The following is a 26,276-nucleotide window of genomic DNA, read 5'->3' as shown; positions in this document are numbered from 1 at the left end:
GGCCCAGACCTGCGCCGGGATACGGCGTCTGCCGGTGCGCCGAACCTAGTAACATTGCGTATCTTTGAAGGGCCGTGATCAGCGACCAGCAGAGCGGAGCGCGCACTTAAAGAACGAGCCAGCCGACCAGCAGTGATATGATGAGGGTGGCGGTGCTGGCGGCCAACGCCAGGGCGGCAATCCTGCCGTGGCGGCCTGCATAGGCCAGGGTGACGCCGATCTTCACCGCCATGTTCGCGATGATCGTGCCGCCGATGGCAATGGCGGCAAGCTCGGCCGTGATGGCGCTGGCCGGCAAGCCGCCGGCAGTGATGATCGAGGCATCAACATCCACCGCGCCCATCACGAACAGCAGCACGGCGATGCCCTGACCGCCGAGCTGGCCCTCTGCCCAACGAGCCGCAACGGCCGCAATGGCGACGAAGCCGACGAAGCCCAGCGCGGGCAGCAACGCAATCGGGTTGCCCGGGGCGGGCGGCGCAGCGGCGGCAGGCGCGCGCCGGTACAGCCACCATCCCGCAAGGCCAGCGACCAGAAGCGCCGGCGCCACCAGAATGGCGAAGGCCGCGAACAAACGCGTGGCGAGCGCGGCGACCAGGATCAGAACGCGCAAGTACATGACGGCGCTAGCCAGGGCGATGCCCGCGGCCTCGGCCCCGGTCCGCTCGTCCTGTCCCAGCCTTTGCGCGAGTGACTGCGTGACCGCGGTCGACGAATAGGCGCCGCCGATGATCGCGGTGGCGATGGTGCCATGGCGTGCGCCGAAGATCCGGTTCGCGATATAACCGGCAAAGGAAAAGCCGGTGACCGCGATGATCACCCACCAGAGATTGGCCGGGTTCCACGCGTCGAACGGCCCCATCGCGCGATCCGGCAAGAAGGGGAGAATGGCGAGCGCGATGACGGCGAAGCGGGCAAGGGCCTTCACGTCATGGGAGTCGAGCCGGTTGACCCACCCGTGAAGCTCCTCGCGCAGGGCGAGGATCAGCACCGCCGCCGCAGCGGCGGCCAGCGCAACGCCGAGGCTGCCGGAGCCGGCCAGAAAGCCAAGCCCGACCACCAGCAGCGCCGCCACGGCGGTGGTGGAGTCGCGGCGTTCCAATAAGATTCGCGAATAGCCGAACAGGAGAACAGCGGCCGCTCCGAGGACCAGCATGGCGGACACGAGGGCTGCGCCCGACGTCGCGATCAGGCCTGCCACCCCGCCGACCAGCGACAGAAGTGCGAAAGTCCTGATGCCGGCGATGCGCGTTCCCGGCGCCTCGTGACGCTGAGTCCAGCCCCGTTCGATGCCGATCAGGATGCCGCACGCAAGCGCGCCGGCGAGCGCCACGGACTGTTGTTCCAACTCCACGCCCTTGTTCCGTTCAGCGCGGGCATGGCCCGGTGAAGCGGAGCGCGGGTTCATGGCAGCAAGGTGCGGGATCCATGCTCATCGATGCTGTTCCCTTCCCAGGACGTCATGGCGGCGCGAGACCTCTTCGGCCCGGCGAGTGCCAGATGTTACTAGGAAAGAAGAAGCTGGCTGACAAACGGCGGGATGCGCCCCGCGTTCATTCACGCCTGATCGGTCAGCGGACGGCGCGCGATCCAGCGCCAGCACCCGGGACGTACGCATCGATCAGCGCGCCGACATAGTCCGGGCTCGTGGACGTGAGGTTTTCGTGCGGGCGGCCGGGCGCGTAGATGAAGCCGTGCACCTTGTAGACGGTCCCACCCAGCCCGTTGGAATCGCGGAACCAGACCTTCACTTCGCTCCAGTCATTGTCCTTGCTGACGTCGAAGACGGTGACGTCCTGCTCCGCATGCCCGCGCTCCCCATCGAACCGCGACCAATTGGCATGGGTGAGCATCAGAACGCGCGATTCGACGATGCGACTGACCACCGCCACGTGTCCGAGCGGCAGACGGGCCTGACGAGCGAAGGCGATCACGGAGCCAACGCGCGGTTGCTCACCACGGCTGTAACGATCCTGAGCCTGATCCCACCAGGTCCACGCGTCGCCATAGATCTGGATGCCGGAGGCCTGGCGAGCGAAGGGCACGCACTGGCCCACGTAATCGAGCAGCGAACGGGCTTGCGCAGGTGCGGCAAGGGCGCACGCGCAGGCTGCGATAATAGCAAGAGAGGAGCGCTTCATCACGCCTTCCGACTATCCCAAACGATGCATGCGATCAGTTGCCGACCACGGTTAACACCGGGTTGATCGCCCCGGCAATGCGGCGGAACGAGGCCTAAACGGCGGGGAATTTCGTGAATAGCGGTACCACCCGCTCAACAATGGCGAATCGCCATAGCGGTGAGCGGGTGACGATTCGCCAATCAAGCGGCCGACATCGCTGCCGGCCGCTTTCGGGGAGTTTACAGGAGGAAGGCTGAAGCCGTGAGGTGATCGACGCCGACCAGCGTGATGGTGAGGTCCGCCACCCGATCTCCCGTCATGTCGGCCATGCACACCACACCCTCTCCGGTGCGTTCGTAACGCAATTCGCCGGCCGCCCCGGTGAATGCGCCGGTGCCGATGAACCGGAAGGCATCGTTCGCGTCAGTGCCGAGGTTCGCATCCATCAGCGACAGCGAGATCCGGTCGCCCTTCGCGAAATCGGTGATGACGTCGCGATCGCCGAACGATTCGTCACGGAACAGGAAGGTATCGCCGCAAGCGCCGCCGCTCATGACATCATTCCCGACACCGCCTTCGATGATGTCCACCTGAGCGCCGCCCCAGATCTTATCGTTGCCTTCGCCGCCGATCAGCGTGTCACCGCCGCTGCCGCCGTAGATGAGGTCGTTTCCGGCACCGCCGTGCAGATTGTCCTTCCCGTCCTCACCATAGAGCGTGTCGTTGCCGTCCATGCCCTGGATCGAGTCATTGCCCTTGCCGCCGTAGAGGATGTCGGTGCCGGCCGTGCCCGCCAGCCGGTTGTCCAGCGCGTTGCCGCGCCCGATGCGACCGGGTTCAACCATGCGGAGCGTTTCGACGTTGTCGGGCAGCTGATAGTCGATGGAAGCATAGACGGTGTCGGTGCCGGCGTTGCGCTCCTCCACCACGACGTCCCGGTCGGACCGGACGAAATAGATGTCATCTCCAACGCCGCCCTCCATGCGGGTATGGCCGTCGCCGCCGGTCAGCTGGTCATTGCCCTTGCCGCCGAACAGGATGCTGTCGCCGATCGCGGCTGCCGTCAGCCGGTCCGCGCCGTCGGTCCCCATGATGCGGGTGAGCGGCACCGGCGGGGGCGGGAGATCGGCGAGGTGGCGAAGCTCATCCGCGACACCGCCCAGGACGGGGGAGGCATGGGCGAAGCGAACCCAGTCGGTGTTCGCCGCCAGCCAGCTGCCGACGAACGCGCTGCCGTCGTCATAGATCGCACGCGTTACCGCGTTGCCGCGCGGCGGCTCCACCGTCTTGCCGTCGATCACGTACAACTGCGCCACGTTGCCGCTCATCGCCGTCACGTCCGCAACCCGGATCCACGAGGCCTGATCGAGATAGCCGGCCACGATATTGTCGGTGACGGTGAGCCCTGCGGCACGCTCGACATGGATGCCGTTGTACATGCCGCCGACCACCAGATTGTCGGAAATGGTGACGTTCTTGTAGGGCAGGGCATCCGTCTCGTCGCCCATGAAGATGCCCTGGATCGCCGCACCGTCGCCGCGATGAATGACGTTGCCGGTGATGGTGATGTTCTCGGCGCTGACCTTCTGACCGGCGGTCCAGAACTGGATGGCATCTGGATGGTCGCCCGCTGCCGGATGAAAATCGGTGAAGACGTTGTCCGCAATGAGCACGTTGGAAAGGCCGCCGCCGTGGAAGCCATCCGCACGCATGTCGTGGAAATAATTGCCCTTGAGCGTCACGCCCGAGTTGTCGAGCATGTTGATGCCGTAACGCAGGTGCGTGATTTCCGAATTGGTGACGGAGATATCGCGGCTGCCACGCACCATGAAGGCGTTGGACTGGTAACCCGCTTCGCCATCCTGGCCGCGAATGACGACCCCGTCGAAGCTTACCTTTGCCGCGTTCTTGATCTCGAAATCGTAAGGCGTTGACGCATCCTTGTCTGCGAACACGACGTTGCGGAACGTGAGGTTCTCGACACCGATCGCCTTCAGCCCGTTGATCTCAGCGGGTGCGCCCGGCGCAGCGGAGGTGATCGTCACGGGACCGTCGAACTTGATATTGCGCAGAACGACGTTGTCGTAATTGCCAGCGGCCAGCGCGATCGTATCGCCCGACCGAGCGCGTGCCGCAGCCGCCATCAGTTCCGCAGCCGTGGAGACGCTTATCGTTGCCATGAGAAGTTCCTGCCTCAGATCCCGCGTAACGGCGCGGGCTTCCAATGCAGAGACTGATGCGGCCGGAGCCTTAGAAGAAAGGTTAAAGAATAGCTAAGGACAAGTACTATAGCGGATCATTCCATAGAGCAGCGTCAGAAAGAATGATCTGATGTTGATAGATGTTCATCCATTTTGGATGTAAATGGCTGTTCGAAAGGTTGAGAAGGGGAAGAAACAGCGTACGAAATGGTCCCGTAATCTATGACGAAGGGCGAAAAGGATCGATCGACTATGGATCGAACTGCCTCGCAGTGTCCGCGACTGCGGTCGTGTTCGTCATGCTGGGAGGGACGCGATGGCAAAAGGATGGACCCGCTTCTTCATTGGTGCGATTGCAATCGCGTGGTCTCCCGCCCAGGCGCAGCAGAGCGATCCGGCGCAGTCCGCCGCCGACGGCAGTTCAGGGATCATCGACCAGCGACCGCCCTATGTGTTCGGGCGGGGCGATGTCATTGAAACAGCGGTAATTGGCCGGACGGACTTCAACGCGCGCGTGCAGGTGCAGGAAGATGGCGCGGTGCAGCTGCCATTCGTGGGCGTCGTACCCGTGGCCGGGAGAACGGCCCTTCAGTTGCGGGATGAATTGCGCGCCCGATTGATGCGCGGCAACTTCCTGGAGGATCCCGTCGTCACCGTATCCGTCGCGACCTTCGGCAGCCGTTATGTGACCGTGCTGGGGCAGGTCAATCAGCCCGGGGTGGTGCCGATCGATCGTGCTTATCGATTGTCTGAGATCGTGGCGCGTGCAGGTGGCGTCCGCTCAACGGCGGACACCATCGTGTTGACCCGACCGGACGGCTCGTCGCGGTCATTGTCGCTGCGCGCGATCGCCGCCGCGCCGGCCACGCAGGACCCGCGCGTAGAATCGGGGGACAAGGTGTTCGTGGTGCCGCCCCCGACGTTTTACATCTATGGGCAGGTGAACACGCCGGGAGCCTTCCCAATCGAGCGCCCTATGACCGTGCAGATGGCGTTGGCGCGCGGCGGCGGCCTCACAGCGCTTGGTTCGGCCAAGCGGGTGAAGCTGGTTCGTGCTGGCAAGGAGCTGAAGGTCGGTCTGAACGAAGACGTGCGGTCCGACGACGTGCTCGTGGTCGGCGAACGGTTTTTCTGAGGCCTGGTGAGCATGTCTCCAATTCAGATCCTGCGCATGCTGCGTGCGCGATCATGGCTGATCGTCCTGCTGGCACTGATCGGGGGAGTGGCCGGCGCCATCGCGGCGAAGTGGATGCCTTCGCGCTACGAAGCGCGCTCCCGCATCGTTGTCGACATGCTGAAGGCGGATCCCGTCACTGGGGAGACGCTGCCGCCCCGCACGCTGGAGACGTTCCTGGCGGCGCAGGTTGAACTCGTGCGCGACCCCCGGGTGACCCGGCGGGTGGTCGATCATTTCGGCTGGACGCAATCGCCGAGCTTGCGCGCGGCCCATCAGCGCGCGGTAAGCGCCGGAGAGCAGGCAGGGTTGCGCGATTGGCTGGCCGAAGACGTGTCCCAACGAACGCGGGCGACCATGATCCGCAACAGTCCGCTGCTGGAGATTGCCTATAGCTCAACCGTCCCGGAGACCGCTCGGCGCGGTGCAGATGCTGTTCGCGACGCGTTCATTGCCGAAGCGCTGGACAGCAAGCGGCGGGACGCGGCGCACAAGGCACGATGGTTCTCACGACAGGTCGAGACGCTGAAAGGCCGCCTCGCCACGGCAGAGCAGCGGAAGGCCAGCTTCGAGCGCGCCAACACCATCGTGCTCCAGGACGACAATGTGGACGCCGAATCGTCCAAGCTGCGCGCGCTCGCCAGCAGCGCGCCAGCGGCACCGGCCGCCATGGCCGCTCCTGCGATTGCGCCCTCGTCAACGCAGCTGGCGCAGGTGGATGCCCAGCTTGCGGCTGCGCGGCAATCGATGGGGCGCAATCATCCGGACATCATTGCGCTCGAGCGACAGCGCGCGGCGCTTTCCGCAGCGGTGAGCCGCGAGTTGGCGAGCGCGCGGGCGGCCAGCCATGCATCGGCGGCGGTCGGCTCGGCAGGTGGAGATTTGAGCGCGCAGACGCGCAAGGTTCTGGCCCAGCGCGGGTTGGTGGATGAGGCGCGGCGCCTCGCCGGCGACGTGACGGTGCTGCGCGAGCAAGTGGCCAAAACCATGCAGCGAGCGGCGGAGTTCGAATTGCAGGCGCGATCCACGGAGGCCGGGTTCAGCAGGCTTGGCGCGGCAGCAGTGCCGAGGGCGCCAGTGACGCCTGGCCGGTGGCTGCTGATTCTAGGCGGGTTGGCGGCAGGCGGTGTCCTGGGGGTGCTGACTGCCATTGTGCTTGAGCTGATCCGCCGCCGCGTTCGTGGACCCGAGGACCTGAGCATGGCGGGAGTGCCAGTGATCGGAATGCTTCCGCGTTCCTCCTCTGGCTGGCGCCTACCTGACCTTCTCAGATCACGGTCGGGCGGGAGGGCAATTGCATGAACACGTCGAGCGATGTGGCTGCTGCGGCCTTGAGCGATGTCGTGCCGGGCGCGGGTGGGGAGCAAAGCAGCGTGGCGGCAGACGCGGGAAGCGGCGCCGAGAGGCGCGATCGCCAGGCGGGCTTGACGGGGGCGACGACCTACGCCGGTGAGCCGCCGTTTGGGCAGTTGCCCAATCAAGATGCGTTTCGACCTGACGGCGCGTCGGATGGGGAACGGCCGGGTTATGCCTTTTCGCGCCGGCTTGTGTGTTTGTCTGCGCCCGAGGGAGCAGCAGCGGCAAGCTATCGATCGTTGCAAACGTACTTGCTTGCCAGACACATAGGGGATGGCCGTCGCGGCCTGGCGCTTTGCTCCCCGAAGATCGGCTCCGGCTGTACCACGGTCGCCGTAAACCTCGCGCTGGCCTGCGCTCAGGCGGGCATCAACACATTGCTGGTGGACGCTAACCTGACGCGGCCAGCGGTCCACCAGTTCATTGCGCCGGCAGATCGGGTAGCCGGACTTGCTGAAATGCTGACGGTGGATTCGGCCGGGCGCGTGGACGAGATCCGGCGTGACATTCGGCCGAACCTTTCCGTTCTGTTTGCAGGTGGGCTCACCCTCGGAGCGGCTGGGCTTATCCCTCAGCAGCGCCGCTTCAAGGACATCATGGACGCCTGCATGCGATCGTTTGATTTCACGATCGTGGACGCGCCGGCGACGGGTGGCGCGACTGACGCGAGACATGTGGCGATGAGCGTGCGCTACGCGATGATCGTCGCCCGCCGCGACGTGACGTTGCTGGCCGACATGAAGAGAACGGCGGACGAGCTCAGTAGTGATCGGGTCAAGTTGGCGGGAAGCTTCCTCACGGATTTTTGATAGGCGTGCGCGAGGGCGCAGGCACCGTTGCGGCGGCGTCAGCCGGACGTTCGCCAAGGTGAGCGCGGGCCAGCGGCCCGGTTGATTGCGCAGGCGCTGGGTTCAAGCGAGGTCAGTCCCACGAGCAGAGGTAAATCACGCATTTGCGGAATGGGCGGCGCTTGTGTGACGGCTTGGTAGATCCTTAGAAGGGATTCGACGTTCATCATGGCTGCCGTGTCGATCGTGGGGTGCGCGACGAGCGGTGCGTTTCCGAGCGTTGATGTGACATCTGGGCGCTGATCGTGGGCACGCTGGCGCCAGTTGATGGCGACCAGTTCCAGCCGAGGCATCTTTGAGAAAGCGACGAGCCCCTTTGATCGCTCCGTAGCAAAGTCGGAAGCGCGACGAATGCGGTGAAGGTGGGTCGACCTGATCCGCTGCCCCGCGCGGGAGTTCGCGACTGGCCGCTTACGCGGTCGCTCGGCGCGCAACGTGGTGCTGATGAACTTGTGGGCGAGGATCCAGTGAGGCGTTGCTGCCTGCCTTTCGGTTCAGGCTGACATAGGCGCGGGAGGGCTTAGGCCCCCGGCGACACTCGCGCGGTATGCGGGTGTATGCTTAGCCCGCGCGATTGCCGCGGCTGTGTCCGTGCATGAGCCTTACCCAGAGGTACAGCGGCACGCCGTCGTCGACGAAGCTCAGCGCTCCCGTTGGGTCGTCGGAGACGGCGGTGAGCAGGCGGTATTGGTCTTTCAGTGCCGCCAACGCCTCGGCTGTATTGGCCGGATTTCCCGGACGCAGATTGTTCAGTTCTCGATCGATCTCATCCGACGGAAGACGAAAGCTGTTGGCGAGTGCGACTTGCGCGAGGCGGCCCAGCAGGTGCTCCTGCCCGGCACGAAGGGCCTGCTCCATCCGCTGCCGCACGTCGGGCGCGATGCGTAAGTCGAGATGATCGAGAACCTGACCAATGCCGCGATCTACGTCGGTATGGTCAATCGTCGTGGATTGCCGGTCGAGCGCGGCGAACCCGGCGTGTTGCCCGACGAGACTGGCGAGATAGGGCAGGCCGAGTGCCGCCAGGCTGATGAGCTGCAATGCCTTTGGAGTGAACGTCATTCCACTCGCTTGTTGCCCATTGCTGATGAGCTCCGCGATGTCGTCCGGCGTCATGTTCGGAACGCGCAGGCCAAGGATGTTCCGCCGGATCGAAGGCACATGCTCGACGATTTCGGTAAGGTTCTGGGCGACCCCGGCGATGACAAGCTGCACCCGGCTACCGCGATCGGAGACGTTCTTGATCAGTTCGGCCACCGAACGGCGAAAATCGGCGTCACCCGCGCGGTCGAACTCGTCGAGCACGATCAGCAGCCGCGTGCCCGCGACCTTGCCCAGAATGTCGCTGGCGCGGTCAACCGTGACCGGGCGATCATCCAGCAGATCGGCGAAGGAGAGCCCCTCCTCGATCTCCGCAGCGGTGGGATCGTAATTGGCGTGAAACAGCAGCGGTACATCCGCCATCACCGACCGGAACAAGCCATCGAAGCTCGTCCGCTCACCACAGGAGATGTAGCGGACGACGTAGCGCGATTCCTGCGCGATCCCGCACAGCACGTGAAGGAGGGAAGTCTTGCCGATCCCGCGCGGGCCGAAGAGGATGACATGCAGATATTGGTCCTCGATCGCGCGGATCATTGTTCTCAGCAGGTCAGTCCGCCCGGCCAGCATCGCCGGATTCATGATCGGGCGGGCGGGCGTGAATGCCTGGCGCAATTGCAGGCGAATGCGATCATGCAGCCGTGTGCCGGAACGAAGCTGATCAGCGGCAGTGCCCCGGAACCGAGGCAAAGGGCGGTCCCTGGTTTCGACAGAAGGCGGCGGCGCAAGGACGACGTCCGCGGGCGCGGTGACATCCTGGGCGACATCCTCTTCCCGCTTGCCGAAGAAGGAAGAAAACCAGTTCATGTCGCGCGCCCTTCCGGTGGTTCGACACTTGTCATGGGTCGCGTGAGCGCCGGCCGGCAAGGGAATGGGTCCACCTTGGCGGTATCTTCCACCGAACAGGTGGGAAGTTAGCCGCGCCGGGACGTCGGCGTCGCGCGAAAGACTTGTAGGGCAGCCGAAAGGTCGAGCCTGGCAGCGCAACGCCCGAGAAGCAGCGTGGCAAGCGGGAGGAGAAGGAGCCAGCCATAGCCGCTGCCCCACGTCACCATCAGCGCGGCCGCAAGACAGAGCGTCAACAACAGGAGAAGCTGTCGGTAACGGGCGCCGTCGATCCCGGCACGTCGGTGGGCCAATTCGCCAGCGAGGGTGGCACCGGCCAGTTCGGCGAGGATGCCGGCGAGGATCATCGGCCCGATTGCGCCGGTGAGAGTGGCCGCAGCCATTGCGAGCGGTACGCCAAGCGCTCGCACCAGGTTCGCGTAGAGCGGATTGCGGGTCTCGCCATGCGCCATGGCCGCAATCGTCGGCGCCACACGGAGGAGGCGAAGCGCATTCATGCAGGCTAGAGCGGTGAGGAAGCCCGCCGCGGGCATGAACTTCTCGCCGAAGAGCAAGGCGATGATGACCTTGCCGAGCAACAAGGCGCCCAGGATGCTGGCAAGAGCGGCCAGCGCGGTTGCGCTACAGCAGCGGTCGTAGATGCGCTGGAAGGCACCGGTATTCGAGCGGGCGCGGGAAAGAGGAGGCAGCGTCACCGTCTGCAGCGACTTGGCGATCAGGTTGGCAGGCGTGAGCGTAAGCATCACTGCCGCGCTGAACCAGCCAAGCGCGGCCGGCCCGAAGCGGTGAAGAACGATGATCCGGTCCCCGTTCAGAATAAGGAACATGAGGAGGCCGTTAGCGATCAGGGGCCAGCCGAAAGCAGCGGCGGTCTGCCAAACCATGCGGTCGAAGGCGACGCGGAAGGCTGGACGCACGTGAACATGGGTGAGGACCACTGCCGCCCATTGCTGAGCGATGATGGAGACGAGGGCTGCGCGGTGATCGCCGAGCCACCAATAGCCAGGTAAGATCGCGAGAAGCCCGATCGGCTGCGAGAGCAATGCGCGGCGCACCTGCGGCCCGAACTTGCCGTGCCGCTGCATCCGGAATGTCTCGAGATTGCCGAAGGCGTTCGCCAGCGGAACCAGCGCAAGCAGCAGATACGCGGAAGTGAGCGCCGGTGTGCCCATGGCAAGTGCGAAGGGATAGGCGAACGCGGCCAGCAACAGGGCCGCGGCAACGCTGACGCCGATCTGCGCGCCGTGAAGGCTGGCGAGAAAATGTGGATCCTCGGCGCGTGAGTCCTGCACCACGAGCCGGTTCAGCCCCACGTTCTGGAAGGTTTCGATCATGGTCATCAGGATCGAAAAGGTCGCGGCGAGGCCGAACTGTTCGACGGGCAAAAGGCGCGCAAGGATGATGTTGCGGAGGAGGACCGCTGCGACATCGACCACATTGGCAACCAGGACGATCGTACCGGACCGGAGCATCACTGCTGGCAGTTCCTCATTAGGGATCGGTCCTGTTCAGAAGCCGAGCCGGCGCAGGCGAGCATGCCGGCTTTCCGTCGGCTGTTGATCGGCAGGAGAGCCCGATGGGCATTCGGCAATGCCTGCGTCCGTGCGCGTCATCCACGCCACGGCCCCCAGCATGAACATCAGCCATATGTAGCTGTTGTTCCAGAGATGAACGCTGACCGCGGCGATCATGGTGGCAACAAGCGAGAAAATGACCGCCCGGCGCATGTCACGACCCTGTTCATCAGCGTCCGGATGATGAGCGATCCGCCAGATCGTCAGGATGAAGGCGGCGGCAAGAAGGGCAAATCCTGGCAGCCCATAGCGGTAGGCGATAACCAGCCAGAAATTGTCCATGCTGGCGTGCATGAACGCCGGTCGATCCCAATCGTCCGTCACATGGCCAAGGAGCGGCGAGTCCATGACCGCGGCCGAGCCATATTGCCAGATGAGGATGCGATTGTACGAGCTCTGGGCGCTGAACGTCGCATAGTCGACAAACAGGTGAAACGGCGTGCGGTCCGACAGCAGATCGGCGGTGACGTAAAGCGCGATCACCAGCCAGATGAGGATCGCCCATCGCTTCTTCACGTGCCGCAGAACCGCGTTCCACAGCATCAGGCCGAACTGGATATTCATGCTGAGCAAGGCGCCGGTCGACAGCGAGGTCATGGCCGAGAGTACAACCGCGGGCGCGGCTAGCCACCGCATCATCCGGCCGCGCCGCCCGTGGAACATGAACGTGGCCGCCGAGACGAGGGTGGCGACAAACATGCCGAGCAGAATGGGATGTTCGAAAACCCCCTGGGCGCGCTGAAAGCCCCAGCGCGGGTCCATTTGCGTCGGCAGCAGCGTCTTGCCGAACAGTGCGGCGACATCGAGCAGCGGTTTCGCGCCAGTAACCGATTCCCACAGGAGAAACGGCAACATCAGGGCAACGCCGGTGATCGCCGTGGCGAACACCAGTCGGGTCGCCGCTGCATTCTGGGCGAGCACGCGGCCGGCGATATAGGCGCCAGCTGTCTGAAGCAGCACGACGCCGGCCGGCTCCAACGCAGCAGCGACGTCCAGCTGTACGAAGCGGGTGAGGAAGGCCCATCCCGCGAAGGCGAGCACCAGCATGTCAGTCGCGAGGCGCGGGCCGGCGTGACCCATCAGCCAGAAGGCGAGCAAAGGGAGGAAGGCCAAGGCCAGGTAAAGCAGCGCGGGCGAGAGCACGACGGGCCCGATGAAATACACCGATGGCAGGAACAGCGCGGCGACGAACAGCACGATGGCCGCTCTGGTACGCAGGGCCAATTGCGGCACCGGCGTGAGCTGCGCCTCCGGGAAAGGGGCGGGTGTCCCCGGTGCGGGCGTGGAAACTCGCACGAGGCGCCCACGACGTAGGGCCACCTTGGGCCCGGCCCGTGTGTGCACGGATCCGAGATGCTCAGCCATAACCGACATCAGCGGCGTTGCCCCACGCGATACAATAACGAGCGATCAGGCAAAGGACTGGAACCAGCGTTTGACGATCACCTTCGCATTGAAGCGATCAACGTCGATCTGGCGCTTGGGCGAGATTCCCCCGATCAAGCTGGCTGCGACCGAGAAGGTGGAATGCCGGGAGTGGATGAGCCAGTCGCATCCCGCGAGCGCGAACATGTCGATCACGGCGTTTTCCGCTTCCCGTAGCGGGTCGCTCATCTGGGTTCCGGCATAATGTAGCGCTCGTCCATCCTCCACCAGCTGCTTGTCGATGGTGAAGACCCGCTTGAAGCGGGACGTGATGTACCGCTGAGCCTCCGCGCTGTCGGTTGCCAGAAAGATGTCGCTGGCCGGCGAATGTGCGCGCAGCCTGATCAACGCACGTTCGATCTTCGCGAGCGGAACCTTGCGGTCGGTGAAACGGATGTGGACGCCAATCATCGGGCGCCGACGCCCGGCGAAAAGATGGCTGACAGCCTGGCGCACCCGATCGTTGGGGGTGAAGAAGCGGTGCAGCATATCCTGCGTGATCGCGTCCAGGCTCCGCCCGTCGAACCGGCGATCCGCCCGCAGGCGCCCCCGGAGGCGCGCAAGCTTCGGTAGGTAGGACCAGAACACACCCACAGGAGCGGCGGGGTCGGCGGCGGTCAACGGGACGGACAGGCGCCGGTAAATGAACGGGCTGGAATGTTTATCCGGAAAGTGGCGGGCGATGATGGTGACCGGCTGTTCGGTCAGGCGGCCAGTCCACAGCGAAGGGGCGACCGCCGTGCTGTCGTCAAAATGAGCAGGATCGATGCCGATCGGGTCACGAAACAGTAGCGGATAGAGATTGGTACCCTCCGGCACGTACAGCCCATCCCGCCAGTCGATGACGGGAGTGCGACCGCTGAGCTGGGCGAGGATCACCCCGGTGACCGCGGCCAGCATACGGTTGCCAAGGCCACCCTTCGCCTTGATCAGCAGTGTTCGCGATCCTGCCGGCGGCGCCGCCTTCGTCGCAGGAGGGAAAGGATCGTTGGCGGGCGTCGGCCGCAAGGGCGCGCGCGCGTCAGAGACTGTCGACATGGCGGCGGAGACTTTCGCTGTAGCGATGGAGCGGGCGCCCGCGCGCCCAGGCTTTTAGCGCTGCCGCGCCAGCATCCGCGCGAACGGGTGTAATATGGTTGTTCGCCACAACCTTCGCGCGGTTGTTGCCGATGAGGTAGATCGGCGCGCTGTTATCACGCAGCGTTGCATGGTCGTTTACCCGTATCCAGCTCTTCTGATCCGGGTACGCAGCGACGACGTTGTTCTTAAGGGTAAGGGATTTGGTTTGGGAGAGAACAGCGATGCCGTTGAACATGCCCCCGGCGACTAAATTATCCTGAATATATACGTTGCGATAAGGAAGGTTGCTGGTTTCATCGCGCATGAAGATGCCCTGCATCGCCTTTCCGCGGCCGCGATGAATGACATTGCCAACGATCCTGATGTCATGCGCGGCAGCTTTCTGACGACTAGTCCAGAACTGGATGCCATCGGGGTGGTCCCCTGCCTTTGGGCTGAAGCCCGTGATATAATTATACCCGATCAGAACATCCGAATTGCCGCCGCCGCGGATCGCATCCATCCGCAGGCCGTGAAAGTAACTGGACGTTACCGACACGCCCTTCGTGTCGAGAAGTGAAAGGGCGATCACCGCATTGGTGAACTCGGCGCGCGTGATCGCGGCATCCGTGCATTCTCGCAATTGCATGATCTTGTCCTCGGCGAGGCCGACCGCACCGGGACGTCCGCTGGCGAGAATGTTGCTGATCGTCAGATTGCGCATGCGACGGAACAGAAAGTCTTCCTGCACCGCCTTGCCCGAGCCGCGCAGCACGAGATTGCGGAAGGTGAGGTTTGCGCCGTCCCGCAGGTTGACCCCGGTGAGCACCGCCCGCCTTGAAGGATCCTGAGAGGTGATCACCAGTTCGGCTGGCGGGGCAATGCCGCGCAGCGCGAAGGGCGCATATTCGCCCGGTGCGAGCAGGACACGCTTCCCCCCGCGGGACTGCCGCAGCACTGTCACAAGCTGCGGTGTGTCGCGCACCACCACGTCCCTCATGGCGGCAGGCGCCGGTATCGCCGAGCCTGCGATGAACGCGCCGATGCAGCCAGCAATCGTGGCCGAAACGGATCGGATTGAGGTGATCGGCATGGTCCCCCGCCGCGTGATGCTGCACCAACACAGATACCGCCGGTCGTGCGGGCTGCGGAAAGAGTTGGCGCAGAAATGGAGCAGCCTGGTTCAGGCGCCGGGAATAACGGGGGAGCGGAATGATCGAGGCGCTGCAATCAACGGTGTTGGAGAAACTGTACGCCGGGCGACGATCGCACGGCTGGTTCCTTCGGCTGATGCGGCGCTGGGACGGCGGGGAAATGCGCTCCCCGCGGCTGCGCAGGTTGATGCGGGCGCATCAGGGGGTGACGATCGGCGACTATTCCTATGGCGCGATCCTGCACCGCGGCGTGTTGCCGCGCGGCACGGTGGTAGGCCGCTGGTGCTCCGTCGGTCAGGAACTGATCGTGCGGCGCCGGGACCATCCCATCGAACGGGTGAGCCAGCATCCCTTTTTCTACAATGCGAAGCTGGGCCTGGTGCCGCGCGATACGATACCGCTGGACGAAGAAAACCCGCTGGTGATCGGCAATGATGTCTGGATCGGTGACCGCGTCACGATCTTAAGCGGTTGCCGCAGCATCGGCGACGGCGCGGTGCTGGCGGCAGGAGCCGTGGTGACACGCGACGTCCCACCGTTCGCGATCATGGGCGGCGTCCCAGCCCGTATGCTCCGGGCGCGCTTCCCGGATCCCATCGCAACGCTGGTCGCGGAATCGCGCTGGTGGGACTTCGACCTGGAGACGGTGGCTGGGTGGCAGTCGCTGCTGTTCCAGCCGCTGACGGAGCAGAGTGCGCGGACGCTGGTGAAGCAGTGCGAGAGCCTGCGGGCGGCGGGCGCCGGCAGATGATCGGACGCGACGAATAGCCCGGAGGCGCGGCGTCGAGCGCGCCGGCGGCGCCCTTTGCTGGGCTGCCGACGAAAGAAAAAGGGGCGAGCGGTTGCGCTCGCCCCCTTGATGGCGATCAGCGCGTCTCCATGCGGAGGCCGATGCGGAACTGGCGGCCGAGCAGATCCGAATAGGTGCTGTTCGCGGCGAGACCTGTTTCCGGCAGCAGCAGCGGCCAGCGATCGAAGAGGTTGGTGACGTTCACGAAGAACTGCGCCTCCGCGTCACCGAACGTCACCTTCTGCGTCAGGTTCAGGTCGGCATAAAACACACCCGACACTCGATTGCTTTCATACGTGGGTGCGTTGACCGTCGAAACCGGGCAGCCGGTGGTGCATTCCACACCGTTCGCGACATATTTGCCCGCGCTGATACCGCGACCGACCGCCGTGATCGCGAAGTTCGGCGTGTCGTAGGTCGCGCTGAAACGGTAAATCCACTTGGGCGTGGTGGACTGGCCGCCATTCACGCCGACCGAGTTGGAGATAACGGCACCCGGCACGCCAGTGTCGAGGATGTTGTCGATATACCGCGTCGCCACGCCGCGCAGGGTGAAGGTACCCTCCGCGTCGGCGAAGACCCGCTGCAGCGGCAGGCGATAGGAGGCGTCGATGTCGACGCCGCGCACCGTCTGACCGGCAGCGTTGAACGGCTGGCTGCGAACCAGCTTATACGGCTGACCCGGCGTCGAGCGGCTCGGATCGTCCGAGATCGCGGCGCAGAAATCCTGATTGCCGACATAGCACAGGTCAAAGATGCTCTGTGCGCTGAAGGTGGTGATCCCGTCCTCGATCTGGATGTCGAAGTAATCGACCGACAGGTTGAAGCCGGGCAGGAAGCGCGGCGTCAGAACGATGCCGGCGTTCCAGGAATCGGACTTTTCGACGCGCAGGTTGGTGTTGCCAGTGACAAAGCCCGAGTAGCCGAACGACGACGGACCGTTGGCGCCATCGGTGGTGTAGGCAGGGTTGCGAACCGAGTCACTGTTGGCGGAGCCGCCCTGGTACAGTTCGTTCAGGTTGGGCGCACGAATATCACGCGAGCGAGTGACACGGACGCGGAAGTCGTCGATCGGCTGCCACGTCGCACCGGCCTTCCAAGTGGTGACATAGCCGGCGGTGGAATAGTCCGTTGCACGAACGGCGCCATTGAACTCCAGCCCGAACCCGAGCGGCACCACCGTTTCGAGGAAGACTTCCTTCACGTTGTAGCTGCCGTTGGTGGGCAGATAGTTACCCACCGACCAAGCGTTCGACGTGGTCGGCCGGCCAGCGGCATTGGTGGTCGCCGTCGGCTGGAACTCAGTCGGCACGAAGCCGCGGATCTTCTCCTCGCGGTATTCCGCGCCGGTCGCGATGCTTACGTCGCCCGCCCAGGTGCGGAACGGCGTGACCGAGACGTTGAAGGCAGCGTTATACTGTTCGACCACTTCGTCGCGGTACGGATCACCAAGCACATAGGCGATGGCGGCGGGGTTCGCGACACCGATACCCAGACGGTTGAGCGGGACGCAGTTCGGATCGTTGTTCGTCGTGCTGGCGTCGACGTTGATCAGGCACTGAATCGAACCGGGGGCATAGCTGCTGCCGGCCGGGGCGAAAGCAGCCGCCGTCGCATTGTTCATGCGGTTGATGTGCATGATGTTGCGAAGCTGTTCACGCAGATCCGCGCGGCCATATTGGCCGTAGATGTTCCAGATCGCGTTCTTGCCGAACACCTCAGCCGTGCCCTCGGCGCCGATCGCGTAACGCTGCACCTCACGCTTGTTGTCGGCAGCGCGGAACGGCAGGTCTGCCGCCGTCGTGGCAAGGGTGACGCCGGTGATCCCGTTGAGCGCCGCCGGGCCAAGTGCGTTATACAGGAACGCGTTGCAGGTGACCGGAACGGGCACGGTGGTGCAGCCGGTGGCGTTGAGCGCAATGCCGGTCGACAGGTTCGGCCCGGCGTTGAAGAACACCTGCTGCCAGTTGTAGGAACCCTCCGCAAAAATCTCGATATCGTCGGCGATTTCGTAGCTGGCGCGGGCAAAGACACCGCGGCGATCGTCTTCGGGATCGAGGCCGATACGGCGGCCGGAGTCGTTGACCCGCCAGTCACCACCCTGGGTCAGCGACGGTACCGCCGTGCCCGTCGGCGACGGGAAGGTGAGGGCGCCGTACTGATATTGGTTTACCGACCCGTTATAGCCGAAATACGTCCCGCGCAGCTGATTGGTGCGGGTGCCCGTCGAGGCCGTGATCAGGCCGCCGGGGGTGGAGTTGGCCGAGCCGACCTGGCGGCGGATCAAATACTGCGGCGTGGTGCTGGTCGCGGTCCAGTTCGGATCCTGGATGCGAACATAGCCGGTGGCGTTCCAATCGCGGTCGACTTCGAAGATGCCGTCGCGATGTGCGAGCTCCGCGTTGACCAGCAGGTGGCCACGACCTTCGCTGCCCCACTCAAGGCCGCCCGTCACGGCGAACGAGTAATTGGCGCCGTCGCCCTCTCCGGTGATGCCGCTGTCGATGGCGACCTTGAGCCCGGTGTACTTCTTGTCGAGCACGAAGTTCACCACGCCAGCCACCGCGTCCGAGCCGTAAGCGGATGACGCGCCGCCAGTGACGACCTCCACGCTCTTGATCAGCGCCTGCGGGATGGTGTTGACGTCGACCAGCCCGGTGACGGTCGAGGCAACCGAGCGGCGGCCGTCAAGCAGCACCAGCGTGCGCGTTTCGCCCAGGTTGCGCAGGTTGAGCGCGTTGATGCCGGCCTGCCCGCTCGAAAGGTTCAGGCGCGAGTTGGACGGGCGGGTCGAGCCGGCCAGGGCCGGCAGCTGGTTGACGAAGTCCGCGACGTTGTTCGACGGCGAGGAGTTCTGAATTTCTTCCTGGGTCAGCACCGTGAGCGGCGTTGGTGCCTGGAAGCCGTCCCGGACGATGCGCGTGCCGGTGACGACCACGTCTGGCCCGCTGCTGTCATCGCTGGTTCCCGGCGCAGGATCGCCGATCTGGGCCGTCGCGACATTCGACGGTTGTGTTTGTGCCGCTGCCGGCGTTGCAAGGCCGGCCGCAAGGGCGATGAGCCCCGTTGTGCCGAGCATTGCCCTGGACAAGAAAATACCACGCATGTGCCGTCCCCCGAAAGCTCTTGAACCTGAACCTACCCGCGTGCGTCATGCTGTTGTCGCAGATCGCCGTTACTGTGGAACGTGCCGGTATGGGCGGAAAGGCGTCAAGAGGCGATCGACTTACGTTTGTTTGTTGATCCATAGATTGCGCATATGGAAGCGCCGCTGCGCGGCCGCATAACCGCCTTCTATGAGGTGGAGCGCGCTTGTCATGGACGCGCCGCTTACGAGGGCGTTAGCCTGCGGCGGGACCGATGACGAAAGGATCGCAATGCTCGACCGGCGCCTGTTTCTGCTTGGCTCCGCGGCGACGGCGCTGGTGTCCGTCGCATGCCACGGGCAATCCGCGCCGACCGCCCGCCCGCTCCGCGTAAAAGGATTATCGGCGCCCATCGAGATCATCGACGATCGGTGGGGCGTGCCGCATATCCGCGCGCAGACGAAGCCGGATGCGTTCTTCGGCCAAGGCTATGTCGTGGCGCGCGACCGGTTGTTCCAGATCGACCTGGCGCATCGTCGGGAGCTGGGCCGGATGGCCGAGGCGTTCGGGCCGGGTTTTGCCAAGCACGACGCCGTGGCGCGGCTGTTCCATTACCGGGGCGACCTGGATGCGGAACTGGCGCGAGTGCCCGAGGAGGTTCGCAGCTGCGTGGCCGGGTATATCGCCGGCATGAACGCCCGCATCGCGGAGGTAGAAAAGGATACAAGCCAGCTGCCGCTGGAATATCGTATCCTGGGCGTGATGCCGCTGCGCTGGGACATTCGTGATCTGGTGCTGGCGCGCGGCGGATCGATCGGCAATGCGGACGACGAGATCCGGCGCGCGAAGCTGGCTGCGCTCGGCCTGCTGGAGCTGGATGCGGTGATCGCACCGCTGCGCCCGGCCTGGAAGCTGGAGGTGCCGGCCGGGCTGGACGCGTCAAAGGTGAGCGACGCCGATCTTGGCGTTCTGCAGCTGGGTCGACTGCCCTTCGGACCGGACACGCCGACGCGCGACCCGGATGAGCAGCTCGATCGGTCTCAGGCAGGGTCCAATGCCTGGACGGTCGCGGGCAGCCGCACCACCACCGGCCGCCCGATCCTGGCGAACGACCCGCACCTGGGCATCGGCGGCTTCGGGCCGCGGCATGTGGCGCATCTGACTGCGCCGGGTCTGGACGTGATCGGCGGCGGTGCGCCGGGGCTGCCGGGCATCATGCAAGGGCACACTGACCGCTTCGCCTTTGGCCGCACGAACTTCCACATCGACCAGCAGGACCTGTTCGTGCTCGAGCTCGATCCCAAGGATCCGGAGCGGTATCGCCATGATGGCGGGTGGAAGCGGTTCGATCGGGTAGAGGAGACGATCCTTGTCAAGGGCGGCACCTCGCAGAAGGTGGTGCTGCGCTATGCCGTGCAGGGACCGGTAATCATGCACGATCCGGCGGGCGGGCGCGCCACCGTCCTTGGTTCGATCGGGATGCAGCCCGGCGGGTCCGGATCCTTCGCGATGGTGGCAATCAACCTGTCGCGCGACTGGAACAGCCTGAAGGAGGCGTTCAAGCTGCACGCCTCGCCGACGAACTTTCATTATGCGGATGTGGACGGAAACCACGGCTGGCAGGTGATCGGGTTCGTTCCGCAGCGGAAAAAGGGCGACGGGCTGATGCCGGTGCCCGGCGACGGGCCGTATGACTGGAACAGCTATCGCGATTTCCGTGCGCTGCCGAGCGAGTTCAACCCGCAGAAGGGCTGGTTCGCGTCGGCCAACCAGAACAACCTGCCGGCCGACTGGCCGCGCGATAAGATCCCTGCCTTCTCGTTCCGCGACCCCTATCGTTACGAGCGCGTCGCCGAGGTGCTGGCATCGCAGCCGCGCCATTCGGTCGCGGACAGCGTGGCATTGCAGTTCGACACGCTGTCGACGCCGGCCAAGCAGTTCCTGGCGCTGCTGCCCAAGCAGCCGTCGGCGGGCGCGGCGCCGGCGGTGAAGGTGCTGTCCGGATGGGACGCGCGGCTCGACAAGGATAGCGGCGCTGCGGCGCTGTACGAGATCGTGTGGCGCGACCTGGGCAAGCGGATGCTGGCGGCGATCGTGCCGGAACAGGCCAGGGAGCTGGTCGACGAGATCGCGCCGTCCGAGCTGCTGCGCCGCGCCGCGAGCCGGCCCGACATGGTGGACGCCGCGCTGGCGAGCGGCTGGGCCGAGGCGCAGCGGCTGATGGGCAGCGACCCCGCCGCCTGGCGCTGGGGCACGTTGCATCAGGTGCGGATCGCGCATCCGCTGTCGAGCATCCCGGCGATCGCGGCGGCCTTCCCGCCGATCGAGGGCGAGGGATCGGGCGGTGACAGCTATACCGTCATGGCGCGTTGGCTGGGCAATGGACCGGGCTGGCGGACCGGCGGCGGCGCGAGCTACCTTCATGTCATCGACGTGGGGGATTGGGATAAATCGGTGATGCTGAACCTGCCGGGGCAGTCGAACGACCCGCGATCACCGCATTACCGCGACCAATATGCCCCGTGGATCAAGGGTGAGATGCAGCCGATGCCGTTCAGCCGCGCGGCGGTGGACGCGGCGACTGTCAGCCGTTCGACGCTGACGCCGCAGGGGAAGGACAAGTGATGCGGGGCATGTTGCGCGCCGGGGTAGCGATTGGATCGCTGCTGGCGCTGGGCGCGGCGAGCGGGCCGAACGTCGATGTCGTGATCCGCGGGGGCACGATCTACACCGGCGCCGACACGCCGCCGATCACCGGCGACGTCGAGATCGCGGGCGATCGCATCGTCTATGTCGGGCCGGGCCGTGGCACGCGCGCCGGGCAGGTGGTGGAGGCCAAGGGGCAGATCGTCGCGCCCGGCTTCATCGACGCGCATACGCACCCGGACAGCTATATCCGGTCAGATGATCCCAAGGTTCGGTTGAACCTGCCGTGGCTGGCGCAGGGGGTGTCGACGATCGTGATCGGCGTCGACGGCTATGGCACGCCCGATGTGGGCGATGACGCGCGCAAGCTGGAGGCGAGCGGGATCGGGACCAATGTGGTGCCGTTCGTCGGTTTTGGCGGGATCCGCCAGCGCGTGCTGGGCAAGGCCGATCGCACGCCGACCCCGGCCGAACTGGCGGAGGAAAAGCGGCTGGCGGCGAAGGCGATGTGCGAGGGTGCCTATGGCCTGTCGGCCGGGCTGTTCTATCCGCCGCAGAGCTTTGCCAAGACCGATGAGGTCGCCGCAGTGGCGGCCGAGGTGGGCAAGCGCGGCGGCATGTACGACAGCCACCAGCGCGATGAGTCCAACTATAACATCGGCCTGATTGCCTCCACCAAGGAAGCGATCGAGATCGGGCGCCGAGCGGGAGCCCCGGTGCATTTCGCGCACCTGAAGGCGCTGGGCGTCGACCTGCACGGCAAGGCGCCCGACCTGATCCGTACGATCGAGGAAGCGCGCGCGGCGGGGCAGGAGGTGACCGCCGACCAATATCCGTGGCTCGCGAGCGGATCGAGCGTCGACGCCTCGCTGGTCCCCGCCTGGGCGGTCGATGGCGGCTATCAGGCGATGATCAAGCGGTTCGACACGCCTGCGACCATGGCGAAGATCAAGGCGGAGATGCGCGAGAATCTGCGACGTCGCGGCGGGGCGGAATCGCTGCTGCTGATCTCCCAGGGGCAGCCGTGGACCGGCAAGACGCTGGCGCAGATGGCGGCGACGTGGAAGCTCGATCCGATCGACGCGGCGATCCGCATCCTGCGCGTCGCCAATGCCAACGGGACCGATCCCGCCGGCTCTGGCGTCGCGAGCTTCAACATGGCGGAACGCGACGTCGACCTGATCATGAAGCAGCCGTGGGTCGTCACCTCCTCCGACGGATCGAACGGGCATCCGCGGCAATATGCGACCTTCCCCAAACTGTATCAGGATTATGTCGTGAAGCGGCCGGTGATCACCCTGGCGCAGTTCATCCGCCGGTCGAGCGGAGCGACCGCCGACATGTATCGCATCAAGGATCGTGGCTATCTGAAGCCCGGCGCATTCGCCGATGTCGTGGTGTTCGATCCTGTGGGTTACGCCCCGCGGGCCGACTACATCCGGCCGCGCGAGCCGAGTGCCGGCGTCAGCGCATTGTTCGTCAACGGCAAGCTGGCGCTGAAGGACGGGGCGGTAACCGGGGCCGCGGCGGGACGTGCCCTGCTGCGGCCGCGGCCAGTCAATTGCGGGCAATAGCCTTGCGTTATAGGCAAAGCTGCGAGCGCGATTGGCGGGTCCCTGCGGGCGCCATCTATCGTCCAGCGCTATGAGCATTCCGGCACCATATCTGCTGTACCTCGGCCATTCGGACGACGAATTTGGCCTCAAGACCTCGCGCGGCCTCGCCACGTTTCGACGCCAGGATTGCGTCGGCGAATGGCGGCACGACGACTGCCCGTTCAGCTTTGACCTGCCACGCATGGACGCGGCGGCCGGGGCAGCGGCGGGCGCCCGGACGCTGGTGCTGGGCATCGCCAATGCCGGGGGACGTTTCCCCGAATGGATGATGGCCGATGCGCTGGCAGCGATCGCGGCCGGGATGAACCTCGCGTGCGGCCTGCACCAGCGGCTGAAGGACGAGCCGCGGCTGGTCGAGGCGGCGAAGGCGGCCGGCGTGCAGCTGTTCGACATTCGCGACCCGCGGCCCGACCTGCCGGTGGGCAATGGCAAGAAGCGCGCGGGCAAGCGGCTGCTGACGGTCGGCACCGATTGTTCGGTCGGCAAGATGTACACGACGCTGTGCCTGCGCGACGCGCTGCGTGCCCGCGGCGTCACCGCCGATTTCCGCGCGACCGGGCAGACTGGGATCCTGATCGCGGGCGACGGCGTGCCGCTCGACGCGGTGGTGGCCGATTTCATTGCCGGCGCGATCGAGGATCTGGCGCCCGCGCGCAGCGATGATGGCTGGGACCTGATCGAGGGGCAGGGCTCGCTGTTCCACCCCGCCTTTGCCGGCGTGTCGACCGGGTTGCTGCATGGCGCGCAGCCGCAGGCGCTGGTGATGTGCCACGATCCGACGCGGCCGCACATGCGCGGCCTGCCGCATTATCCGCTGGTCGACCTTGCCGAGTGCATCGACGCAAACCTACGCGTGGCGCGGCTGACCAGCCCGGCGGTGCGGTTTGTCGGCATCGCGCTGAACACTGCCAAGCTGGGCGAGGCCGAGGCGCGCGACCTGCTGGCGGCGACGAGCGAGGCGCATGGCCTGCCGTGCACCGATCCGTTCCGCTTTGGCGCCGATCCAATCATCGACCATCTGCTGGCGACCGATGCCGCGAACGCTTGACGCCCGCCACGACGGCTTCGCGCTGCACACCCCGTTCCGCATCTCGCGCGGGGTGAAGACGATCGCCGACGTGGTGACCGTCTCGGTCCGCGACGGCGACCATGTCGGGCGCGGCGAGGGGGTTCCCTATCCGCGCTATGGCGAGACGGTCGAGGGATCGCTGGCCGCGATCGAAGGCGTGCGGGCGCTGATCGAAGGTGGCGCGTCGCGCGAGGAGCTTGCCGCCGCGATGCCGGCGGGCGCCGCGCGCAACGCGGTGGATTGCGCGTTGTGGGACCTGGAGGCGAAGCGCGCTGGGACGAGCGTGGCGGCGCTGGCGGGATGCCGCGCGCCCGAGGCGCTGGCCTCCGCGATCACGATCGGCATCGATACGCCCGAGGCGATGGCGGCGGTGGCGCAGCGGCACACGTCGGTGCCGCTGCTGAAGGTTAAGCTGAACCGCGAGGAAGCGGAGGCGCAGCTGGCCGCCGTGCGAGCGGTGGCGCCGCTGCCGCGCCTGATCGTCGATCCCAACGAAAGCTGGCGGGTCGAGGATGTCGCGCGGTGGCAGGACATGTTGCTGGCGCACCGCGTCGACTTGCTCGAGCAGCCGGTGCCGGCCGATGATGACGCAGGGCTGGAAGGGCTGAACAGCCGAATTCCGATCTGTGCCGACGAGGCGCTGCATACCCGTGCGGACCTGCCGCGGCTGCGTGGCCGCTATGATTACGTCAACATCAAGCTCGACAAGACCGGCGGTCTGACCGAAGCCCTGGCGCTCGCCGATGCGGCGCTGGGGATGGGGTTTGGCCTGATGGTGGGTTGCATGGTGTCGTCGTCGCTGGGCATTGCCCCGGCGATGCTGGTCGCGGAGCGCGCGTCGTTCGTCGATCTGGACGGGCCCTTGTGGCTGGCCGCTGATCGCAAGGGCGGGGTGCGTGACGAGGCCGGCTGGATGCAGCCGCCGGCGCCGGGCTTCTGGGGAACGCCGGCGTGACCATCCTGCGTGGATGGTTCGCGATAACTTTGTGGAAGCGGGTGGTGGCCGGGCTGGTGCTCGGCGCGCTGCTCGGCCTGCTCTGGCCCGATGCGGCGCCGGCGGTGAAGATCGTTGGCGACCTGTTCGTGCGGCTGATCAAGATGCTGGTCGTGCCAGTGGTGCTGATCACCATTGCGGCGGGGATCGCAGGGCTTGGCGACCCGCGGCGGCTGGGGCCGATCGGCGGACGCACGATCGGGCTGTTCGCGGTGACGACGCTGATCGCGGTATCGCTGGGCATGGCGGTCGGCCTCTTGGTGCGGCCGGGCGAGGGTATCGCGCTGGCCGGTGTCGCGCCGCACGTGCTGGGCGCGGCGGTGTCGCCGAGCGACCAGTTGCTGTCGATCGTGCCGGCCAACATCATCGAGGCGCTGGCCAAGGGCGACATGCTGGCGATCATCTTCACCGCAATCCTGCTGGGCATCGGCAGCGTGCTGGCGGGCGAGGCAGGCAAGCCGGTCGTCGCGCTGTTGCAGGGCCTGGCCGCAGTGCTGATGCATATCGTGCGGATCGTGATGGAGGTGACGCCGTTCGGTGTCTTCGCGCTGATCGCCAATGCGGTCGCCGCGAATGGCGCGGCGGTGTTCGTCAACGTCGGCTGGCTGGCGCTGTGCGTGATCGTCGCCTCGCTGGCGCAGATGCTGGTGGTGCATGCCGGGCTGATCGCGCTGGTCGCACGGCTGCCGGTGGTGCGATTCTTCCGCGGGATCGTCGATGCGCTGGCGATCGCATTCTCGACCGCCTCCTCCTCCGCGACGCTGCCAGTGGCGCTGCGCGTGGCGCACGACAATCTGGGCGTGGCGCGGCCCGTCGCCTCCACCGTGCTGCCGCTGGGCGCGGCGATCGGCAAGGACGGGACGGCGATGTATGTCGGGCTGCTCGGCCAGTTCGCGCTACAGGCGCTGGGCATCATCCCCGATGCGCAGATGCTGGTCGTGATGCTGGCGACTGGAGCACTCGCCGCGTTCGGCACGGCGCCGGTGCCGTCCGCCTCGTTGTTCATGCTGGCGGCGATGCTGTCGGCGGTGGGGGTGTCGCCGGAGCAGACCGCGCTGGTCGTCGGGCTGGTGCTGCCGTTCGACCGGCTGCTCGACATGACGCGCACCGTTCCGTCCGCTTCGGCCAACCTGACGGTCGCGACCCTTGTGGCGCGCGCTGAGGGAGGATTGGACGAAGAACGGTTCCGCGGACGGGTAGTCGAGTGACGGCAG

General features: G+C 65.6%; 18 protein-coding genes. 9 read left to right on the top strand and 9 right to left on the bottom strand.

Annotated elements, in window-relative coordinates; genetic code table 11:
• Positions 1-106: 106 nt before the first annotated feature.
• The 3 genes from LQ954_RS08520 to LQ954_RS08510 all read right to left on the bottom strand — a co-directional run bounded on the left by LQ954_RS08520 (position 107) and on the right by LQ954_RS08510 (position 4,303).
• Complete coding sequence (locus LQ954_RS08520) at positions 107-1,408, bottom strand: MgtC/SapB family protein (protein ID WP_231022658.1); 1,302 nt, start codon at positions 1,406-1,408, stop codon at positions 107-109.
• Between the two features lie 163 nt (positions 1,409-1,571).
• Positions 1,572-2,141 (bottom strand): CHAP domain-containing protein, encoded by a 570-nt coding sequence (locus LQ954_RS08515; RefSeq protein WP_231022657.1) that lies wholly within the window; start codon positions 2,139-2,141, stop codon positions 1,572-1,574.
• Positions 2,142-2,362: 221 nt separating this feature from the next.
• Positions 2,363-4,303, bottom strand: a complete 1,941-nt coding sequence (locus LQ954_RS08510) for a right-handed parallel beta-helix repeat-containing protein (protein WP_231022656.1) — start codon at positions 4,301-4,303, stop codon at positions 2,363-2,365.
• 337 nt (positions 4,304-4,640) lie between these two features.
• On the opposite strand from LQ954_RS08510, the gene LQ954_RS08505 reads away from it, so the two are divergent.
• From LQ954_RS08505 to LQ954_RS08495, 3 genes are read left to right on the top strand one after another with little or no spacing between them, the layout of a single operon-like run.
• Positions 4,641-5,459: an SLBB domain-containing protein gene (locus LQ954_RS08505; protein WP_231022655.1), complete on the top strand. Its 819-nt coding sequence runs from the start codon at positions 4,641-4,643 to the stop codon at positions 5,457-5,459.
• A 12-nt stretch (positions 5,460-5,471) separates the two neighbouring features.
• Positions 5,472-6,800: a GumC family protein gene (locus LQ954_RS08500; protein ID WP_231022752.1), complete on the top strand. Its 1,329-nt coding sequence runs from the start codon at positions 5,472-5,474 to the stop codon at positions 6,798-6,800.
• Positions 6,797-7,663 carry a CpsD/CapB family tyrosine-protein kinase gene (locus LQ954_RS08495; RefSeq protein ID WP_231022654.1) on the top strand — a complete coding sequence of 289 codons (867 nt, stop codon included), beginning with the start codon at positions 6,797-6,799 and terminating at the stop codon, positions 7,661-7,663. Before LQ954_RS08500 ends, LQ954_RS08495 begins: the two co-directional genes overlap by 4 nt.
• A gap of 600 nt (positions 7,664-8,263) precedes the next feature.
• Here the strand turns inward: LQ954_RS08495 and LQ954_RS08490 are convergent.
• The 5 genes from LQ954_RS08490 to LQ954_RS08470 form a co-directional block, all read right to left on the bottom strand.
• Positions 8,264-9,610: an nSTAND1 domain-containing NTPase gene (locus tag LQ954_RS08490; RefSeq protein ID WP_231022653.1), complete on the bottom strand. Its 1,347-nt coding sequence runs from the start codon at positions 9,608-9,610 to the stop codon at positions 8,264-8,266.
• A 107-nt stretch (positions 9,611-9,717) separates the two neighbouring features.
• A complete protein-coding gene (locus tag LQ954_RS08485; protein ID WP_231022652.1) occupies positions 9,718-11,121 on the bottom strand; it encodes an oligosaccharide flippase family protein in 1,404 nt (467 codons plus the stop codon).
• Positions 11,122-11,157: 36 nt separating this feature from the next.
• Positions 11,158-12,519, bottom strand: coding sequence for an O-antigen ligase family protein (locus LQ954_RS08480; RefSeq protein ID WP_231022651.1), 1,362 nt, complete (start codon positions 12,517-12,519; stop codon positions 11,158-11,160).
• A 114-nt stretch (positions 12,520-12,633) separates the two neighbouring features.
• Positions 12,634-13,686 carry a nodulation protein NodZ gene (locus LQ954_RS08475; protein ID WP_231022650.1) on the bottom strand — a complete coding sequence of 351 codons (1,053 nt, stop codon included), beginning with the start codon at positions 13,684-13,686 and terminating at the stop codon, positions 12,634-12,636.
• Positions 13,670-14,800: a right-handed parallel beta-helix repeat-containing protein gene (locus LQ954_RS08470; RefSeq protein WP_231022649.1), complete on the bottom strand. Its 1,131-nt coding sequence runs from the start codon at positions 14,798-14,800 to the stop codon at positions 13,670-13,672. The genes LQ954_RS08475 and LQ954_RS08470 overlap by 17 nt, the downstream gene beginning before the upstream one ends.
• 119 nt (positions 14,801-14,919) lie before the next feature.
• Between LQ954_RS08470 and LQ954_RS08465 the strand changes: the two genes are divergently transcribed.
• Positions 14,920-15,612: a CatB-related O-acetyltransferase gene (locus LQ954_RS08465; protein WP_227769892.1), complete on the top strand. Its 693-nt coding sequence runs from the start codon at positions 14,920-14,922 to the stop codon at positions 15,610-15,612.
• Between the two features lie 115 nt (positions 15,613-15,727).
• Here the strand turns inward: LQ954_RS08465 and LQ954_RS08460 are convergent, their stop codons facing one another.
• Entirely contained in the window at positions 15,728-18,757 is a 3,030-nt protein-coding gene (locus LQ954_RS08460; RefSeq protein WP_231022648.1) for a TonB-dependent receptor plug domain-containing protein, read from the bottom strand.
• A gap of 271 nt (positions 18,758-19,028) precedes the next feature.
• On the opposite strand from LQ954_RS08460, the gene LQ954_RS08455 reads away from it, so the two are divergent.
• The 5 genes from LQ954_RS08455 to LQ954_RS08435 all read left to right on the top strand — a co-directional run bounded on the left by LQ954_RS08455 (position 19,029) and on the right by LQ954_RS08435 (position 26,270).
• Entirely contained in the window at positions 19,029-21,362 is a 2,334-nt protein-coding gene (locus tag LQ954_RS08455; protein ID WP_231022647.1) for a penicillin acylase family protein, read from the top strand.
• On the top strand, positions 21,362-22,957 hold the full coding sequence (locus tag LQ954_RS08450) for an N-acyl-D-amino-acid deacylase family protein (RefSeq protein ID WP_443026608.1): 1,596 nt from the start codon (positions 21,362-21,364) through the stop codon (positions 22,955-22,957). Before LQ954_RS08455 ends, LQ954_RS08450 begins: the two co-directional genes overlap by 1 nt.
• Positions 22,958-23,027: 70 nt before the next feature.
• Complete coding sequence (gene dgcN, locus LQ954_RS08445; RefSeq protein ID WP_227769895.1) at positions 23,028-24,047, top strand: N-acetyltransferase DgcN; 1,020 nt, start codon at positions 23,028-23,030, stop codon at positions 24,045-24,047.
• Positions 24,031-25,023 carry an N-acetyl-D-Glu racemase DgcA gene (gene dgcA, locus LQ954_RS08440; RefSeq protein ID WP_231022646.1) on the top strand — a complete coding sequence of 331 codons (993 nt, stop codon included), beginning with the start codon at positions 24,031-24,033 and terminating at the stop codon, positions 25,021-25,023. The genes dgcN and dgcA overlap by 17 nt, the downstream gene beginning before the upstream one ends.
• Positions 25,020-26,270, top strand: a complete 1,251-nt coding sequence (locus LQ954_RS08435; protein WP_231022645.1) for a dicarboxylate/amino acid:cation symporter — start codon at positions 25,020-25,022, stop codon at positions 26,268-26,270. Before dgcA ends, LQ954_RS08435 begins: the two co-directional genes overlap by 4 nt.
• The last annotated feature ends 6 nt before the right edge of the window (positions 26,271-26,276 follow it).

Origin of the sequence: Sphingomonas sp. IC-11 (assembly GCF_021043365.1) — a bacterium.
Lineage (GTDB): Bacteria > Pseudomonadota > Alphaproteobacteria > Sphingomonadales > Sphingomonadaceae > Sphingomonas.
Note: the sequence above shows the minus strand (reverse complement) of the source record. Positions and strands in the feature narration are given on the sequence as shown.